Origin of the sequence: Variovorax sp. YR266, from assembly GCF_900107295.1 — a bacterium.
Taxonomy (GTDB): domain Bacteria; phylum Pseudomonadota; class Gammaproteobacteria; order Burkholderiales; family Burkholderiaceae_C; genus Variovorax.
Genome location: NZ_FNPM01000002.1, coordinates 541384 through 557696, shown reverse-complemented (window position 1 = coordinate 557696; position 16313 = coordinate 541384). Strand labels below are relative to the sequence as shown.

17 protein-coding genes are annotated in these 16313 nt (G+C 66.3%); 12 read left to right on the top strand and 5 right to left on the bottom strand.

Going from position 1 to position 16313, the window contains the following annotated elements; genetic code table 11:
- Positions 1–71: 71 nt before the first annotated feature.
- Positions 72–1310 (bottom strand): N-methyl-L-tryptophan oxidase, encoded by a 1239-nt coding sequence (solA, locus tag BLW48_RS08165; RefSeq protein ID WP_093173940.1) that lies wholly within the window; start codon positions 1308–1310, stop codon positions 72–74.
- 151 nt (positions 1311–1461) lie between these two features.
- Here solA and BLW48_RS08160 point away from each other — a divergent pair, with 151 nt between their 5' ends.
- Entirely contained in the window at positions 1462–2016 is a 555-nt protein-coding gene (locus BLW48_RS08160) for an NADPH-dependent FMN reductase (RefSeq protein WP_093054619.1), read from the top strand.
- A 72-nt stretch (positions 2017–2088) separates the two neighbouring features.
- Here BLW48_RS08160 and BLW48_RS08155 read toward each other — a convergent pair whose 3' ends face one another.
- Positions 2089–2736, bottom strand: a complete 648-nt coding sequence (locus BLW48_RS08155; RefSeq protein WP_093173938.1) for an FMN-dependent NADH-azoreductase — start codon at positions 2734–2736, stop codon at positions 2089–2091.
- A gap of 136 nt (positions 2737–2872) precedes the next feature.
- Between BLW48_RS08155 and BLW48_RS08150 the strand changes: the two genes are divergently transcribed.
- The 8 genes from BLW48_RS08150 to BLW48_RS08115 all read left to right on the top strand — a co-directional run bounded on the left by BLW48_RS08150 (position 2873) and on the right by BLW48_RS08115 (position 9547).
- Entirely contained in the window at positions 2873–3787 is a 915-nt protein-coding gene (locus BLW48_RS08150) for a LysR family transcriptional regulator (RefSeq protein ID WP_093173936.1), read from the top strand.
- Between the two features lie 102 nt (positions 3788–3889).
- On the top strand, positions 3890–4531 hold the full coding sequence (locus tag BLW48_RS08145) for a peroxiredoxin (protein WP_093173934.1): 642 nt from the start codon (positions 3890–3892) through the stop codon (positions 4529–4531).
- Between the two features lie 21 nt (positions 4532–4552).
- Positions 4553–5128, top strand: coding sequence for an RBBP9/YdeN family alpha/beta hydrolase (locus tag BLW48_RS08140; RefSeq protein WP_093074679.1), 576 nt, complete (start codon positions 4553–4555; stop codon positions 5126–5128).
- The gene (locus tag BLW48_RS08135) at positions 5125–6141 is read left to right on the top strand and encodes a sulfate ABC transporter substrate-binding protein (protein ID WP_093054629.1); all 1017 of its coding nucleotides are present in this window, start codon (positions 5125–5127) and stop codon (positions 6139–6141) included. The genes BLW48_RS08140 and BLW48_RS08135 overlap by 4 nt, the downstream gene beginning before the upstream one ends.
- Positions 6142–7029: a sulfate ABC transporter permease subunit CysT gene (gene cysT / locus BLW48_RS08130; protein WP_093054631.1), complete on the top strand. Its 888-nt coding sequence runs from the start codon at positions 6142–6144 to the stop codon at positions 7027–7029.
- 1 nt (position 7030) lies between these two features.
- Positions 7031–7933, top strand: a complete 903-nt coding sequence (gene cysW / locus BLW48_RS08125; protein WP_093054633.1) for a sulfate ABC transporter permease subunit CysW — start codon at positions 7031–7033, stop codon at positions 7931–7933.
- A 16-nt stretch (positions 7934–7949) separates the two neighbouring features.
- The gene (locus tag BLW48_RS08120) at positions 7950–9047 is read left to right on the top strand and encodes a sulfate/molybdate ABC transporter ATP-binding protein (RefSeq protein ID WP_093173932.1); all 1098 of its coding nucleotides are present in this window, start codon (positions 7950–7952) and stop codon (positions 9045–9047) included.
- Positions 9044–9547, top strand: a complete 504-nt coding sequence (locus tag BLW48_RS08115; protein ID WP_093054637.1) for a disulfide bond formation protein B — start codon at positions 9044–9046, stop codon at positions 9545–9547. Before BLW48_RS08120 ends, BLW48_RS08115 begins: the two co-directional genes overlap by 4 nt.
- Positions 9548–9607: 60 nt before the next feature.
- Here BLW48_RS08115 and BLW48_RS08110 read toward each other — a convergent pair whose 3' ends face one another.
- Positions 9608–9934: a hypothetical protein gene (locus tag BLW48_RS08110; RefSeq protein ID WP_093173930.1), complete on the bottom strand. Its 327-nt coding sequence runs from the start codon at positions 9932–9934 to the stop codon at positions 9608–9610.
- Positions 9935–10189: 255 nt separating this feature from the next.
- Between BLW48_RS08110 and macA the strand changes: the two genes are divergently transcribed.
- The 3 genes from macA to BLW48_RS08095 are packed head-to-tail and all read left to right on the top strand — an operon-like array spanning position 10190 to position 14719.
- Positions 10190–11353, top strand: coding sequence for a macrolide transporter subunit MacA (gene macA, locus BLW48_RS08105; protein WP_093173928.1), 1164 nt, complete (start codon positions 10190–10192; stop codon positions 11351–11353).
- On the top strand, positions 11350–13341 hold the full coding sequence (gene macB, locus BLW48_RS08100) for a macrolide ABC transporter ATP-binding protein/permease MacB (RefSeq protein ID WP_093173926.1): 1992 nt from the start codon (positions 11350–11352) through the stop codon (positions 13339–13341). The genes macA and macB overlap by 4 nt, the downstream gene beginning before the upstream one ends.
- A gap of 19 nt (positions 13342–13360) precedes the next feature.
- A complete protein-coding gene (locus BLW48_RS08095; protein ID WP_177142306.1) occupies positions 13361–14719 on the top strand; it encodes an efflux transporter outer membrane subunit in 1359 nt (452 codons plus the stop codon).
- Positions 14720–14757: 38 nt separating this feature from the next.
- On the opposite strand, the gene BLW48_RS08090 is transcribed toward BLW48_RS08095, so the two are convergent.
- Positions 14758–15534, bottom strand: coding sequence for a glycosyltransferase family 2 protein (locus BLW48_RS08090; protein ID WP_093074668.1), 777 nt, complete (start codon positions 15532–15534; stop codon positions 14758–14760).
- Complete coding sequence (locus BLW48_RS08085) at positions 15501–16298, bottom strand: lysophospholipid acyltransferase family protein (RefSeq protein ID WP_093054649.1); 798 nt, start codon at positions 16296–16298, stop codon at positions 15501–15503. Before BLW48_RS08085 ends, BLW48_RS08090 begins: the two co-directional genes overlap by 34 nt.
- Between the last annotated feature and the right edge of the window lie 15 nt (positions 16299–16313).

The following is a 16313-nucleotide window of genomic DNA, read 5'->3' as shown; positions in this document are numbered from 1 at the left end:
TTCGCTCCTGAGTCAGACAGACAGACAAAAAAGATCGAAGGCGATGATGCCCGGGATCGCCCGGGCCTGCTTCAGGCTGGCGCTTTCTCCAGCAGGCGTTGGCGGGCAAAGGGCCGCAGGTCGAGCTCGCTCGGGCGGTCCAGCACGTGGTCGGCGATGGCTTCGCCAAGCCCGGCCGAGTGCTTGAAGCCGTGGCCCGAGCAGGCCGAGGCGATGAGCACGCGGGGCAGGTCGTCGAGCGCGTCGATCACGAAGCGGCGATCGGGCGTCACGGTGTACATGCAGGCGCGCGCCTTGAGGGCACGGCCGCCGATCTGCGGAAAGCGGCCGGCCACGCGGTCGCGGTACATGGCGGCGGTTTCTTCCGCGCTCACGGTGCGGTCGATGGTGTCCGGCGTGGTGGCGGCCACGTATTGTTCGGTCGCCACCTTGAGCGCGGGCTGCGACGGGTCGGAAGACGGAAAGCCGTACATGTAGTCTTCCGGCCCGTCGCCGAACATCCAGATGAAGATGGGGAAGCGGCCGGGCGCGAAGTCGGCCGTGGCGCTGCCGGTGTCGAACCAGTGCATCACCTGGCGGTGCACGGAGAAGTCGGCTTGCCAGTCGGCTCGCGCCTGCGCACCCAGGAAGGCGGGTAGCCACGCGCCGGCTGCGACGACCACGCGGTCGGCCGTGAAGCTTGCGGAGCCTGTGCGTACGCGCACGGTGTCGCCGTTGCCCACGGACTCGACGGCCAGCACACGTTCGCCGGTGAGCGTTTGAGCGCCCGAGGCGCGGGCCACGGCCAGCTGGGCGCCGATGGCGTCTTCGGGGCGGACGAAGCCGGCGTCGTGCTCGTAATAGCCGATCTCGTCGCCCTGCAGGTGGAACTGCGGAAAGCGCGCGCGGATGCCGGCTGCGTCCAGCACTTCGTGCGCGATGCCGAAGCGCTCGGCGCAGGCGATGGTGCGGCGCACGAAATCGGATTTGCCGTGGTGCTCCGCCACGCGGTCGCGCGGCGCGAGGATCAGGCCGCCTGTGGTGGTCATCAGCGGCTTGCCGGTGCGGGCCTCGAGTTCGCGCCAGATGGCATGCGAGCGCTGCACGAAGGGCACGTACTCGTCGCCTTCGCCGACGGCCAGCCGCGTGATGCGCGAATCGCCGTGCGAGGAGCCCTGGTCGTGCGGCGGCGAGAACTGGTCGATGCCCAGCACGCGTGCGCCGCGCTGCGAGAGTTGGTAGAGCGTCGCGGCGCCGAGGGCGCCAAGGCCGACGACGATGACGTCGTAATGGGAAGACGAGGATGAAGAGGAAGACTGAGACTGGGTCACGGGAGCGTCCTGCGCTTCGATGGGGTTGGGGGATGCGGTTTATCTTGCCGCCGCTCGTCCGGCTCTGCATGAGCTTTTCCCGAAAAGGTCTTGGGCGCTTCGCATAATCGCGTTCGTCATTCCGACCCCTCTCACTCAAGGAGTTTCACCCATGGCCCAGACCCGGATCGCTGTCATTGTCGGCAGCCTGCGCAAGGATTCGTTCAACCACAAGCTGGCCCTCGCGCTGGCGCACCTCGCGCCCTCGGACTTCACCTTCGAAACCCTGCGCATCGACGACCTGCCGCTGTACAACCAGGACGACGACGGCAATCAGTCCGCGCCGGTGAAGCGCCTGAAGACCGAGATCGCGGCGGCCGACGGCCTGCTGTTCGTTACGCCCGAATACAACCGCTCGATTCCCGGCGTGCTGAAGAACGCCATCGATCAGGCCTCGCGCCCCTATGGCCAGAGCGCCTGGGCGGGCAAGCCGGCCGGCGTGGTCGGCATCTCGGTGGGGGCTATCGGCACCGCGCTGGCGCAGCAGCACCTGCGCAACATCCTGGCCTACCTTGACGTGCCCACGATGGGCGCGCCCGAAGTGTTCCTGCAGGCCAAGGACGACCTGTTCGACGACAAGGGCCACGTCGGCAACGAAGGCTCGAAGAAGTTTCTGCAGGGCTGGATGGACAAGTACGTGGCCTGGGTGAAGAGCCACTCGGCCTGATCGATCCGCTGCGTCCGTGGACGAAAAAAAGCCGCCCGATGGGCGGCTTTTTTGCTGTTGCCGGAGCAGAACTCAGGCAGCGATAGCAGCGTCGCGCTGGTTCGCGGCTTCCGCCGTCGCTACCAGGATGTCGGCGCGGGCCGTTGCCAGGGCATTGTTGCGGGCTTCGTCGCCCATCGCCACACCTTCGGCGCGCACGACGCGCACGTCGGTGATGCCGAAGAAGCCGAAGACTGCCTTGAGGTAGCTTTCCTGGTGCTCCATGGCCTGGCCACCTTCGCTGGTCGAATAGATGCCGCCGCGGGACAAGGCCACGATGATGGTCTTGCCGCCGGCCAGGCCCACGGGGCCCTTCTCGGTGTACTTGAAGGTGCGGCCGACTTGTCCCAGGCGGTCGATCCAGGCCTTGAGTTGCGTCGGGATCGAGAAGTTGTAGAAAGGCGTGCCGATGACGACCACGTCCGAGGCCAGGAACTGGCTCACGAGCTTTTCGGACACGGCGTTCTCACGCTGCTGGGCTTCGGTCGGCTGTTCTTGCAAGCCGGTCTTGATGCCCAGCGCGTCGGCGCTGAAGTGCGAGGGGGTGTCGACGGCCAGATCGAGGTATTCGACGGTGGTGTCGGGGTGGGCGGCGCGCCATGCGGTCACGACTTCGGCCGAGAGCAGGCGCGAGGTCGAGTGGGCGCCGAGGATGCTGGAGTCAATGTGGAGCAGCTTCATTTCAATCAATCACTTTCTGTGTTGGCTGTCGGCGCTCAAAGTGGCCGGCGGATGGAGGAATTCTATTTTTGGATCTAGTGATCGATAAGTACCCAAAAATTGCCTAGATCGTTCTACCTGCGGGACAATCACCACCATGCAGGACCTCAACGACATGGTTTTCTTCGCCGAAGTGGCCGAACGCGGCGGCTTCGCAGCCGCCAGCCGGGCGCTAGGCATCCCCAAGTCGCGCCTCTCGCGCCGCGTCGCCGACCTGGAAGAGCGTCTCGGCGTGCAGCTGATGCAGCGCAGCACCCGGCGCCTGTCGCTCACGCCGGCGGGCGAGATCTACCTGCGGCATTCGTCCGCCATGCGCGACGCGGCGCAGGCGGCAGCCGAGGCGGTGGCGCAGGTACAGAACGAGCCCAGCGGGCTGGTGCGGCTGAGCTGCCCCGTCACCATCGCGCACAGCGGCCTGGCGCAGCTGATGCCGGTGTTCATGGCGCGCTACCCGGCGGTGCGCATCGACATGCGGGTGATCAACCGGCCGGTCGACCTGATCGAGGAGGGCATCGACATCGCGCTGCGTGTGCGGCTCGTCATCGAGGACAGCGCTGTGCTGGTGGCAAAGACCTTCGGCCACAGCCGCGGCGTGCTGGTGGCGAGCCCGGCGCTGCTGGCGCGCTACGGGCCGGTGGAAACGCTGGCCGACCTCGGCAAGCTGCCGACGGCGGCCATGTCGGTCAACGGGGAAGGGCGCAGCGACTGGCGGCTGGAGGGCCCCAAGGGAGAGAGCTACGTGCACTCCCACGCCCCGCATTACGTGGCGGACGACCTCGCGACGCTGCAGTTCGGCACGCTGGGCGGCATAGGCGCGACCATGCTGCCTGACTACATGTGTCGCGCCGACATCGATGCCGGCCGGCTGGTGCGGTTGCTACCCGGTTGGGGGCCGCCACCGGTGATTGCGCACATGGTGTTTCCGGCACGGCGGGCGTTGGTGCCGGCTGTGCGGAAGCTCATCGACTTCCTGATGGAGCATCTCCAGAGCGAAGATATGCGGATGTTCTAGGCTCGTTATGCGAAAAACGTCATATCCAAACAAGCAGATATTCGTTTGGCATTGAAGCAAGGGTTCGCACAATCCGAGGCTCCCATCCATCCAGGAGCGTCCATGGCTACTCTGCGACTCGGCGACACAGCCCCCAATTTCACCCAGGATTCCAGCGAAGGCCCCATCGACTTCCATCAGTGGGCCGGCGATTCGTGGGTCGTGTTCTTCTCGCATCCCGCCGATTTCACGCCCGTGTGCACCACCGAACTGGGCAAGACCGCGGCGCTGTCGGGCGAATTCGCCAAGCGCGGCGTGAAGCCCATCGCGTTGAGCGTCGATCCGGCCACCAAGCACAAGGAATGGATCAGCGACATCAACGACACGCAGAACACCACGGTCAACTTCCCCATCATTGCGGATGCCGACCGCAAGGTGGCCGACCTGTACGACCTGATCCACCCGAACGCCTCGGCCACGGCCACCGTTCGCAGCGTGTTCATCATCGACCCGAAGAAGGTCATCCGCACCACCATCACCTACCCGGCCTCGACCGGCCGCAACTTCGACGAGATCCTGCGCGTGATCGACTCGCTGCAGCTCACCGACAGCCACAAGGTGGCCACGCCCGTGAACTGGAAGGACGGTGACGACGTGGTCATCATCCCGGCCATCCAGGATCCGGCCGAACTGGCGGAGCGTTTCCCCAAGGGCTTCAAGGCCGTGCGCCCCTACCTGCGCATCACGCCGCAGCCCAACAAGTAAGCGGGCAGGGCAAGCGTCGTCATGCAGACCCGAGTGATCATCGTGCCGGGGTGGCGCGACTCCGGGCCCGGCCACTGGCAGAGCCTGTGGGAAGAGCGCATTCCGGGTGCGGCGCGGGTGGTGCAGGACGACTGGGCCTCGCCCAAGCGCGAGGCGTGGGTGTCTACGCTGGCGAAGCTGGTGCTGGAGAGCGACGGGCCGGTGGTGATCGCCGCGCACAGCCTGGGCTGCATTGCCACGGCGCACCTGCCGCCCGATGCCGCGGCCCGCATCCAGGGCGCGCTGCTGGTGGCGCCTGCCGACCCTGAGCGCCGCGCCGTGCTCTCCGACTTCGCGCCTGTGCCCTACGCTGCGCTGCCGTACCGCAGCATCGTGGTGGCCAGCAGCAACGACCCCTTTTGCCCGATCCGCCTGGCTGGTGCATATTCGCGCGCCTGGGGCAGCGAGTTCGTGCGCATGCAGAATGCGGGCCACATCAACGTCGACTCGGGGCACGGGGATTGGCCGCTGGGCCTTGCCCTGCTCCAGTCCTTGACCGACGAGCCCGCCGCCTGGCCGGCGGGCCGTGAATTTTCAGAAACCTTGGCAACCACATGACTTCCAGAATAAAGACCTTCGTCGCCGTGCTCGCGCTGGCGTCCTCCGCACTCGCCGGCAGCAGCGCCTTTGCCCAAGGCACTGGGCTGCTGAACGCCTCGTACGACGTGGCCCGCGAGTTCTACAAGGACTACAACGCGGCCTTCGTGGCGCACTACAAGAAGGCCACAGGCAAGGACGTCAAGATCGACCAGTCGCACGGCGGCTCCAGCGCGCAGGCCCGCGCGGTGGCCGACGGCCTCGATGCCGACGTGGTGACGATGAACACCTCCACCGACATCGACTTCCTCGCCAATGCCGGCGTGGTCGCGAAGGACTGGAACAAGAAATTCCCCGAGAACGCATCGCCGACCACGTCGACCATGCTATTTCTCGTGCGCAACGGCAACCCCAAGGGCATCAAGGACTGGGACGACCTGGTCAAGCCGGGCGTGCAGGTCGTGATCGTCAACCCCAAGACCGGCGGCAACGGGCGCTATGCCTACCTGGCCGCCTGGGGCTACATCAAGAAGAAGGGCGGCACCGACGCCCAGGCTGCCGAGTTCGTCGGCAAGCTGTTCAAGAACGTGCCTGTTCTGGCGCGCGGCGGCCGCGACGCGACCACCGCCTTCCTGCAGCGCAACATCGGCGATGCGCTGATCACCTTCGAATCGGAAGTGGTGTCGATCGACCGCGAATTCGGCACCGGCAAGGTCGACTCGGTGTACCCGTCGATCAGCATCGTGGCCGAGAACCCGGTGGCCGTGGTCGAGCGCACCGTCGCCAAGAAGGGCACGGGCGAGCTCGCCAAGGCGTATCTCGACTGGCTGTACTCCGAAGAAGCGCAGGAAATCGCGGCCAAGCACGCGCTGCGTCCGCGTTCGCCGGCCGTGCTCAAGAAGTACGCCTCGACCTTCAAGCCGCTGCAGCTCTTCACGGTGCAAGAACTGTTCGGCAGCCTCGGCGAAGCGCAGAAGGTGCACTTCAACGACGGCGGCCAGTTCGACAAGCTCTATACGCCCGGCGGCAAGTAAATGAGCGGCGCTGTTTCTTCGGCGCTCCCGTCCGCGGGAGCGCCTTTTTCGCGTGCCAACCGGGCAGGGGGCGCCAAGCGCGTGCTGCCGGGTTTCCACATCACGCTCGGCTTCTCGATTCTTTACCTCAGCCTGATCGTGCTGATCCCGCTGTCGGCGCTGGTCTTCAGGACCTTCACGCTGACCTGGGACCAGTTCTGGGTGGCCGTGACTGCGCCGCGCGTGATGGCTTCGTACCGGCTGACCTTCGGTGCCTCGCTGATCGCGGCCGTGGTGAACGCGGTGTTCGGCTTGCTGGTGGCCTGGGTGCTGGTGCGCTACAAGTTTCCGGGCAAGCGCATCGTCGATGCGCTGGTCGACCTGCCGTTTGCGCTGCCGACGGCGGTGGCGGGCATTTCGCTGACCGCGCTGCTCGCGGGCAACGGCTGGGTCGGACAACTGCTCGAACCGCACGGCATCAAGCTGGCGTTCACGCCGGCGGGCATCGTGATTGCGCTGATCTTCATCGGGTTGCCCTTCGTGGTGCGCACGGTGCAACCAGTGCTCGAAGATGCCGAGAAAGAGCTGGAAGAAGCAGCCACCTCGCTCGGCGCGACGCGGCTTCAGACCTTCACCAAGGTGATTTTTCCGTCGATTGCGCCTGCGTTGCTCACCGGCTTTGCCATGGCCTTCGCGCGCGCCATCGGCGAGTACGGCTCGGTGATCTTCATCGCTGGCAACATGCCGATGATCTCGGAGATCACGCCGCTCATCATCATCGGCAAGCTGGAGCAGTACGACTACGCGGGCGCCACGGCGGTCGCGCTGGTGATGCTCGTCATTTCCTTCGTCCTGCTGCTGGTCATCAATGGCCTGCAAGCCTGGCAGCGTCGCCGCGCAGGAGCCTGACATGAGCGCACCTTCCAAAGTCATCCGCCGCGCGCAAGCCGGCACTACTGAATCCGCCTGGGTGCGCTGGACGCTGATCGGCATCGCGCTCGCGTTCATGTTCCTGTTCCTCGTATTGCCGCTGGCCGCTGTTGCGACGGAGGCGCTGCGCAAGGGCGTGGGCGCGTATCTCGACGCGCTGAAGGAGCCCGACGCCTGGAGCGCGATTCGCCTCACGCTGATCACGGCCGCCATCGCGGTGCCGATGAACCTCGTGTTCGGCGTGGCGGCGGCCTGGGCCATTGCCAAGTTCGAGTTCCGCGGCAAGGCATTTCTCACCACGCTGGTCGATCTGCCGTTCGCGGTGTCGCCGGTGGTGGCGGGCCTGATCTACGTGCTGGTGTTCGGCGCGCAGGGCTGGCTCGGTCCGTGGCTGGCTGAGCACGACATCAAGATCATCTTTGCCGTACCCGGCATCGTGCTGGCGACCGTGTTCGTGACCTTCCCGTTCATCGCGCGCGAACTTGTGCCGCTGATGCAGGCGCAGGGCACCGACGAGGAGCAGGCCGCCATCGTGCTCGGCGCGACCGGCTGGCAGACCTTCTGGCGCGTGACGCTGCCCAACATCAAGTGGGGCCTGCTGTACGGCGTGATCCTGTGCAACGCGCGCGCCATGGGCGAATTCGGCGCGGTGTCCGTGGTGTCGGGCCATATCCGCGGCCAGACCAACACCATGCCGCTGCACGTGGAAGTGCTCTACAACGAATACCAGTCGGTGGCCGCGTTCGCCGTGGCTTCGCTGCTGGCCATCCTGGCGCTGGTCACGCTGGTGATCAAGTCGGTGATCGAATGGCGCCACGAGCGCGAGATGAAGGCCATTGCCGAACTGCCCCCCGAGCGTCCCCCTGAAGCCGCGGCGGCCTGAGAGAAAGAACAAGATCATGAGCATCGAAATCCGCAACATCAGCAAGCAGTTCGGCGACTTCCGCGCGCTGCGCGACGTGAACCTCGACGTGGAGTCGGGCGAACTGGTCGCGCTGCTCGGCCCCTCGGGCTGCGGCAAGACCACGCTGCTGCGCATCATCGCGGGGCTGGAAACGGCCGACGCCGGCAGCATTTTGTTCTCGGGCGAGGACACCACCGACGTGCACGTGCGCGAGCGGCAGGTGGGCTTCGTGTTTCAGCACTACGCACTGTTCCGCCACATGACCGTGTTCGAGAACGTGGCCTTCGGCCTGCGCGTGAAGCCGCGCAAGGAGCGCCCGAGCGACGCGCAGATCAGGCAGAAGGTGACCGACCTGCTCAAGCTGGTGCAGCTCGACTGGCTGGCCGACCGCTACCCGTCGCAGCTTTCCGGCGGCCAGCGGCAGCGCATTGCGCTGGCTCGCGCACTGGCGGTGGAGCCCAAGGTGCTGCTGCTCGACGAGCCCTTCGGCGCGCTCGACGCCAAGGTGCGCAAGGAACTGCGCCGCTGGCTGCGCCGGCTGCACGACGAGCTGCACGTCACGTCGATCTTCGTCACGCACGACCAGGAAGAAGCGCTCGAAGTGGCCGACCGCGTGGTGGTCATCAACAAGGGGCAGATCGAACAGGTCGGCTCGCCGCAGGAAGTGTGGGACCAGCCGGCCAGCCCGTTCGTCTACGGCTTCCTGGGTGACGTGAACCTGTTCCATGGCCGGGCCGACAACGGCGCGGTGCAGCTCGATGGCATGCGCCTCGATTCACCCGAGCACAGCGGCGCGCGCGACGCCAAGGCACGCGCCTATGTGCGCCCGCATGACATCGATGTGACACGCTACGTGGCCGGCGCTTCGGGCATCGTCGCCACGCTGTCGCGGGCAATCGTCGTCGGACCCATCGCGCGGCTGGAACTTGAGCCCACCGAATCGAATCCAGATAATCCGGGCTCCGGAACCATCATCGAGGCGCAACTCCCTGCGCAACAGTTCCGTGACCTGGGCTTGAAGGAAGGCGACACCGTCGTCGCCAACCCGCGCAAGGCCAGGGTGTTCGTAGAAGAAGATTGGGTGTCTCCTTGATCGATTGGTACTTCGGCGCGCCGCGCCGCGCGTTCGGGCTGATCTGCCTGGCCTGTGTTCTCATGCTGGCCTTCGGGCTCTACCTGCAGCACGTGGTCGGGCTCGAACCCTGTCCCATGTGCATCGTGCAGCGGTATGCGCTGGTGCTGGTGGCACTCTTCACCGGCCTGGCCGGCGTGTTCCGCAACGTGGGCCTTCGGGTCGTGGGTGGATTGCTGGCGCTGGTGGCTGCGGTGGGCGGCGCCTACACGGCGGCCTCGCAGAGCTGGCTGCAGTGGTATCCGCCCGAAGTCGTTTCCTGCGGGCGCGACCTCTACGGGATGATCGAAACCTTTCCGCTGAAGCGTGCGCTGCCGATGATCTTTCGCGGCGGCGGCGACTGCTCGAAGATCGACTGGTCGCTGTTCGGCCTGACGCTGGCGAACTGGTCGTTTATCGCGTTCGTGGTTCTCTCGCTGCTGCTCATCACGCTGCTCGTGCGCTCGCGTCGGGCACGCTGAGAGGCGAAAGAGGCGACGCCGCCCCACGGCGGGCGGCGTGCCGAAGAGGGCGGGTCCGCGTCAGTTGAACCAGCCTTGGCCCGAAAAGCCGCATCCCATTTCTTCGAGCAGGCTGCGCCAGTACCAGCGTTCGGCGCAGCTGCTGACCATCGCCATGTTCACCGGCTGAGCCGCCGTCGGCTTGACGTCGCTGCTGATGCTCGCAAGGCCCAGCGGGGCGCTGGCTTCGGGGCTGCGCACCGGCGTGGTGAACGTCAGCGGCGACTGCGCCTCGGGTGTGCCTGCCTTCGTGTTGGCGGCACCGGCCGCGCAGCTGAAGGCCATCGCGGCGGTGATCGCACCGGCCAGTGCCACGTGGCGCAGAGTGTTCGACTGTTGGAATTTCATGGTCGCTTTCCCTTCCTAGAACTATCGGTTTATGCGTGGCAACGCGCCACGCATCCGAAAAAATGTAGGACGCCCAAAGCTGTCGTGCCAGTGCCGAAAGTCACGCGCTCGTAACGCTGCGAATCGGTTTGTCGATCGCCCGTGGGCCTTTAAAGAATCTTCAGTAAACGCGGCTAGGATGACGCCGGACCTCGTGGTTCCGCTACCCTTCCGCGCAGTCGACTCGCCGCGCAGCGTCTTCCTGATTTCCCCCGCATGCCCACTACACAACCCAGGCGATCACGCAAACTAGTCATCGGCATTGCCGTTCTCGTCGTGCTGGCGGTCGTCGCCTCTTTCTGGCTCAGCCCGGGCAAGAAGGCCGAATACCTCACCGCCGCGGTACAGCGCACCGACCTCGAAAACGCAGTGCTCGCTACCGGCGTGCTGCAGGCACTCAAGCAGGTCGAGGTGGGTGCACAGGTCAGCGGCCAGCTCAAGTCGCTGAAGGTGGTGCTGGGGCAGACCGTGAAGAAGGGCGACTGGCTCGCCGAGATCGACCCCGTCATCTCGCAGAACACCTTCGCGCAGGAGCAGGCCAAGCTCGACAACCTGCAGGCGCAGAAGCTCGCGAAGGAAGTGCGCATCAGGCAGGCCCAGCTCACCTGGACGCGGCAGCAGGAAATGCTCGCGCAGGACGCCGCCGCCAAGCAGGACATGGAAAGCGCCGACGCCGAGCTGCGCGCGCTGCGTGCCGACCTGGTGTCGCTCGAAGCGCAGATCCGCCAGCAGAAGCTGGCCGTGGCCTCGGCGCAGACGAATCTCTCGTACACGCGAATCATCGCGCCCATCGACGGCGACGTGGTTTCCATCAGCACGCTCGAAGGCCAGACCGTGGTCGCCGCCTTCCAGGTGCCCACGCTGATGAAGCTGGCCGACCTGTCGACCATGACCGTGAAGGCGCAGGTGTCCGAAGCCGACGTGGTGCGCGTGAAGCCAGGGCAGCCGGTGTACTTCACCATCCTCGGCGACCCCGACAAGCGCTACCACGGCACGCTGCGCGCGGTGCAGCCTTCGCCCGAGAAGATCAACAACGCCGTGTTCTTCAACGCGCTGTTCGACGTGCCCAATCCCGAGCGCACGCTGCGCGTGGACATGACGGCGCAGGTCGCCATCCTGCTGGGCGAGGCCAAGCAGGCGCTGACCGTGCCGCTGACAGCGCTGGGTCCGCGCGACAAGGACGGCCGCCAGGAAGTGCGCGTGCTCAAGGCCGACCAGACCGTGGAAAAACGGCAGGTGCGCGTGGGCATCTCCAACAACTTCCAGGCCCAGGTGCTCGAAGGTTTGAAAGAGGGCGACAACGTCATCACGGGCGATGCCTCGGCTGTTCTGGAGCGGGGCGAAAGCGGAGACGGCGGCGGACGGGGCAAGCGCCCATGACGCAGGAAAAGCAGCCGCTGCTGACCCTGCGCGGCATCGGCCGCAGCTTTCCTTCGGGCGAACAGGAAGTGCAGGTACTGAAAGACGTCAACCTCGACATCGGCAACGGCGAAATGCTGGCCATCGTCGGCGCCTCGGGCTCGGGCAAGTCGACGCTGATGAACATCCTCGGTTGCCTCGACCGGCCGAGCACCGGTACCTACATCGTCTCGGGCCAGGACGTGGGCACGCTCGACAGCGACGCGCTCGCCCAGTTGCGGCGCGAGCACTTCGGCTTCATCTTCCAGCGCTATCACCTGATGCCGCACCTGACGGCGACCGGCAACGTCGAGGTGCCCGCCGTGTATGCCGGCACTGACGGCGAGGCGCGCGACAAGCGTGCGCGCCAGTTGCTGGTGCGCCTGGGTCTTGGCGACCGCACCGAGCACCGGCCAAGCCAGCTCTCCGGCGGCCAGCAGCAGCGGGTGAGCATTGCGCGCGCGTTGATGAACGGCGGGCAGGTGATCCTGGCCGACGAGCCGACCGGCGCGCTCGACAGCAGGAGCGGCCAGGAGGTGATCGGCATCCTGCGCGAGCTGCATGCGCAAGGGCACACCATCATCATCGTGACGCACGACATGCAGGTGGCGAGCTGCACCGAACGCATCATCGAGATTGCCGATGGCGTGATCGTGGGTGACCGGCCCAACGTGCCCACGGTGACGGCGCCAGCACAGGCCGTGCAGCCCGACGCACCAATTCCCGAGGCGATGACGAAGCCCAAGCTGGGCATTGCGCGCTTCAGCACCAGCTGGGCCCGCTTTGCAGAAGCCTTCCGCATGGCCTGGCGTTCGATGATGGCGCACCGCATGCGCACGGCGCTCACCATGCTGGGCATCGTCATCGGCATAACCTCGGTGGTGTCGATCGTGGCCATCGGGGAGGGCGCCAAGCGCTTCGTGCTGTCGGACATCCGTGCCATCGGCACCAACACGCTCGACGTGTACCCGGGCCGCGACTTCGGCGACGACAAGGCCTCGAGTATCCGCACGCTGATACCGTCCGACCTCGACGCACTCGCCGCGCAGCCCTATGTGCACAGCGTGACGCCCTCGACCTCGCGCAGCCTGCGGCTGCGCTACCGCAGCGTCGACATCAACGGCACGGTGAACGGCGTGAGCGACAGTTTCTTTCGTGTGCGCGACATCCAGATGGCCAGCGGCGCAGCCTTTACGGCGAGCGACGTGCGCCACCAGTCGCAGGTGGTGGTGATCGACCAGAACACGCGGCGCAAGCTGTTCCCTGACGGCGCCGAGGCGGTGGGCAAGATCATCCTGGTGGGCAACCTGCCGTGCACGGTGATCGGCGTATCGCAGGAAAAGAAGAGCATGTTCGGCGAGAACAAGTCGCTCAACATCTGGCTGCCCTACAGCACGGGCGCGAGCCGGCTCTTCGGGCAGCAGCACTTCGACAACATCACGGTGCGCATCCGCGACGACCAGCCGACCAAGGCCGCTGAAGACAGCGTGGTCAAGCTGCTCACGCTGCGCCACGGCAGCAAGGATTTCTTCACCTTCAACATGGACAGCATCGTGAAGACGGCCGAGCGCACCAGCCAGTCGCTCACGCTGCTGCTGTCGCTCATTGCGGTGATCTCGCTGGTGGTGGGCGGCATCGGTGTGATGAACATCATGCTGGTGTCCGTGACCGAGCGCACCCGCGAGATCGGTATTCGCATGGCGGTGGGCGCGCGCCAGAGCGACGTGCTGCAGCAGTTCCTGACCGAGGCGGTGCTGGTGTGCCTGGTGGGCGGGTTGATCGGCGTGACGCTGTCGTATGGCATCAGCTTTCTGTTTTCGCTTTTCGTCAAGCAATGGCAAATGATCTTTTCGATGGGCGCCGTGGTGTCGGCGTTCTTGTGCGCGTCGCTGATCGGCGTGCTGTTCGGCTATCTGCCGGCGCGCAACGCGGCGCGGCTGGACCCGATCGAGGCGCTGGCTCGTGAGTAGGGCACGCGTTCTTTCCGCGATGGCTGTTGCCGTGCTGGTGCTCGGCGGGTGCACCCTGTTCCAGCCTGAGCAGCGGGCGCAGCGGCCGCTGGAGGTGCCGCAGGGCTGGCAGCAGTCGCCGGGAGCGGGGAGTGCGGCGGCGATGCTGTCTGCCAACTGGTGGACGGCGTTCAACGATCCGCAGCTCGACCGGCTGATCGACAGCGCGCTGCGTACCAACAATGACCTGGCGGCGGCGGGCATCCGCGTGCAGCGCGCGCAATTGCAGGCTGGGTTGGCGAACACGAACCTCACGCCCAGCGTAGTGGGGCAGGCCAGCACCAGCCGCAGCTATGACCTGAAGCGCGGCGGCGTGGCCGGTTCCGCGTCGAGCTCGCTGGTGACGCTGAGCTACGAGCTCGACCTGTGGGGCCGACTCTCGGCGCAGCGCAGCGCCGCCGAGTGGGAGCTGAAGGCTACCGAATCCGACCGCCAGGCCACCGCGCTGGCGCTCGTCGGCACTACGGCGGGGCTCTATTGGCAGACCGGCTACCTGAACCAGCGCATCGCGCTGAGCGAAGCGGGCATGGAAGACGGCCGACGCATCCTCGCACTGGTGCGGGTGAAGTACGCGGCGGGCGCCGTGTCGGGGCTGGACGTGGCGCAGGCGGGTCAGAACCTCGCGACGCAGGAGGCGGCGCACACGCAGTTGCTTCAGCAGCGCGTCGAGGCGCGCAACGCGCTGGCGATTCTGTTCGACCAGCCGCCGGAGTCGATGGCCGTCGAGCCCGCGCGGTTGCCAGACATAGCCTTGCCGGTCATCGATGCCGGCGTACCCGCGAGCCTGCTGGGTCGCCGCCCGGACCTGCGCGCGGCCGAGCAACGGCTGCGCGGTGCACTGGCGAATGTCGACGCCACGCGCACCGGGTTCTATCCGGCGCTGAGCCTGACGGGGTCGCTGGGCACGTCGAGCACCGCACTGGGCGAATTGCTGAAGAACCCTGTGGCCACGCTTGGCGCAGGGTTGGCGTTACCGTTCTTGCAATGGAACACCGCGCGGCTGACTGTGGCCGTGTCGCAGACGCAGTACGAAGAGACGGTGGTGGGTTTCCGGCAGTCGCTCTACACGGCGTTGTCGGAGGTCGAGAATGCCTTGTCGTCACGCACGCAACTGCGCGACGAGAGCGAAAAACTGGTGCTGGCCCTGCAGGAGGCGCAGCGTGCGGAGCGGTTGTCGGAGGTGCGCTATCGCGCTGGTGCGACCGCGTTGCAGCCCGTGCTCGACGCGAAGGACCGGCGCCGTACGACCGAGGTGTCGCTGGCCCAGAACCGGTTGAACCAGCTCAATGCGACGATGACCTTGTACAAGGCGCTGGGCGGGGCAGCTATCGCGCTGTAGGGTGAGTGGGGTCTACCCAAATCAGCGAGCAAGCGTCGTCAGTCCTGAAACGGCGCCTTCTTCGCCAGCTTGCGAAACACCAGCCCAGGCAGCCGCAACACGAACTCGACCATCAGCCGCGCGTGCATCCAGGTGAGCAGCACGTTGTCGCGCCCATAGCGGAAGTGCGAAACCCCGCCTTCCTCCGCCGTCAGGTACTTCACCGGCGCATCGATGTTCACGGGCTTGACGCCGCGCCAAGCCAGCCGCACGACAGCCTCAGTGTCGAAGTCGAAGCGCCGCATCCATGGCTGCCGCTCCATGACGGCGATCAGGTCCGTCACCGGATACACGCGAAAGCCGTAGAGCGAATCGCCCACGCCGGCGAACAGCGTTTCGAGCTGCGTCCACCCGTTCGACACACGCCGCCCGCGCACGCGCAGCAGCGGTGCGCTGGCGTCGAACACCGGTCGTCCGAGCACCATCGTCTCGGGGCGGGCCAGCGAGGCCTTCATGAACTCGGGGATCAGGTCCGCCGGATGCTGCCCGTCGGAATCCATCGTCAGCGCATGGGTGAAACCGGCTTCCTTCGCGGCGCGCAGGCCGTGCAGCACGGCCGAACCCTTGCCCTGGTTCTGCGGCAGCACCCACACGCGCAGGCCCGGGTCGCCGGCCGCCATCTGTTGCAGCCGCTCGCCCGTGCCGTCGTCGCTGCCGTCGACCACCACCCACACCGGGTTCCACTGCGCGCGCGCCGCGGCGACGGTCGAGAACAGGCGCTCGCCGGTGTTGTAGCTGGGGATCAGGACAAGGTGGGTGCGCGAGGCGTCTGGCATTCGGGGGACGCGTCGGTAGCGCGCTGCTCCAGGTTTTGTCGGAAGTATTGTTCGAGCTCGGCCTGCAGCACGTCGCTGTCCTGCGTGGGCGAGAAGCGCTTGCCGATCCGCAGGGTGAAGACGATGGGAAGCGGTGGCACGCGCCATAGCGGCCAGCCCTTGGCGAGGTAGGGCGAGTCGGTGTCGATGAACACCGTTTGTATGGGCGCCTGCGCCAGCTTGGCGATCAGCGTGGTGCCGGGGCGGAACGCATTGAGCGGCGGCGTCACCGTACGCGTGCCCTCGGGAAAGATCACCAGCTGCCCGCCGTTGCGCAGGTCGTTCACGGCAAGGCGCACCATGGTGCGGGCCGACTTGTTGCTGATGTAGCGCGCCAGCCGGGCGCCCGCGCCCAGGAAGATGTTGCCCATCAGGTCGGCCTTCATGATGCAGGCACTGCGGGGCAGCCGCGCCACCAGCAGCAGCGCGTCGAGCATCGTCGGGTGGTTGGCCACGAAGATCACGCCGGGCTCCTTGCGCATCGGGTCGAGACAGGCGGCGTCGATGCGCATCATGCCGGTCACCGACGCCAGCCACCAGAACATGCGGTAGGCGAAGGCGATGGTCGTGCGTCCCAGCACGCGCGCGGGCGCCGCCGGCATGATCGGGTGGATCAGCATGGCGACGACGTTCCAGACCAGCGAGATCAGGCCCAGGAACAGCAGCAGCGCGTAGAGCATCAACGCGAGCGGAATCGACGTGAGAATTCGCAGCACGCGAGTCATTGAATCAGTCAATCG

What these genes read in the sequence shown, in the direction of transcription:
- BLW48_RS08155 (WP_093173938.1), bottom strand. Translation starts at nt 2,736, where the DNA reads ATGAAGCTGCTCCACATTGACTCCAGCATCCTCGGCGCCCACTCGACC.
- BLW48_RS08145 (WP_093173934.1), top strand. Translation starts at nt 3,890, where the DNA reads ATGGCTACTCTGCGACTCGGCGACACAGCCCCCAATTTCACCCAGGAT.
- BLW48_RS08110 (WP_093173930.1), bottom strand. Translation starts at nt 9,934, where the DNA reads ATGAAATTCCAACAGTCGAACACTCTGCGCCACGTGGCACTGGCCGGT.
- BLW48_RS08135 (WP_093054629.1), top strand. Translation starts at nt 5,125, where the DNA reads ATGACTTCCAGAATAAAGACCTTCGTCGCCGTGCTCGCGCTGGCGTCC.
- BLW48_RS08160 (WP_093054619.1), top strand. Translation starts at nt 1,462, where the DNA reads ATGGCCCAGACCCGGATCGCTGTCATTGTCGGCAGCCTGCGCAAGGAT.
- BLW48_RS08150 (WP_093173936.1), top strand. Translation starts at nt 2,873, where the DNA reads ATGCAGGACCTCAACGACATGGTTTTCTTCGCCGAAGTGGCCGAACGC.
- macB (WP_093173926.1), top strand. Translation starts at nt 11,350, where the DNA reads ATGACGCAGGAAAAGCAGCCGCTGCTGACCCTGCGCGGCATCGGCCGC.
- cysW (WP_093054633.1), top strand. Translation starts at nt 7,031, where the DNA reads ATGAGCGCACCTTCCAAAGTCATCCGCCGCGCGCAAGCCGGCACTACT.
- cysT (WP_093054631.1), top strand. Translation starts at nt 6,142, where the DNA reads ATGAGCGGCGCTGTTTCTTCGGCGCTCCCGTCCGCGGGAGCGCCTTTT.
- BLW48_RS08120 (WP_093173932.1), top strand. Translation starts at nt 7,950, where the DNA reads ATGAGCATCGAAATCCGCAACATCAGCAAGCAGTTCGGCGACTTCCGC.
- BLW48_RS08140 (WP_093074679.1), top strand. Translation starts at nt 4,553, where the DNA reads ATGCAGACCCGAGTGATCATCGTGCCGGGGTGGCGCGACTCCGGGCCC.
- BLW48_RS08090 (WP_093074668.1), bottom strand. Translation starts at nt 15,534, where the DNA reads ATGCCAGACGCCTCGCGCACCCACCTTGTCCTGATCCCCAGCTACAAC.
- BLW48_RS08095 (WP_177142306.1), top strand. Translation starts at nt 13,361, where the DNA reads ATGGCTGTTGCCGTGCTGGTGCTCGGCGGGTGCACCCTGTTCCAGCCT.
- BLW48_RS08085 (WP_093054649.1), bottom strand. Translation starts at nt 16,298, where the DNA reads ATGACTCGCGTGCTGCGAATTCTCACGTCGATTCCGCTCGCGTTGATG.
- macA (WP_093173928.1), top strand. Translation starts at nt 10,190, where the DNA reads ATGCCCACTACACAACCCAGGCGATCACGCAAACTAGTCATCGGCATT.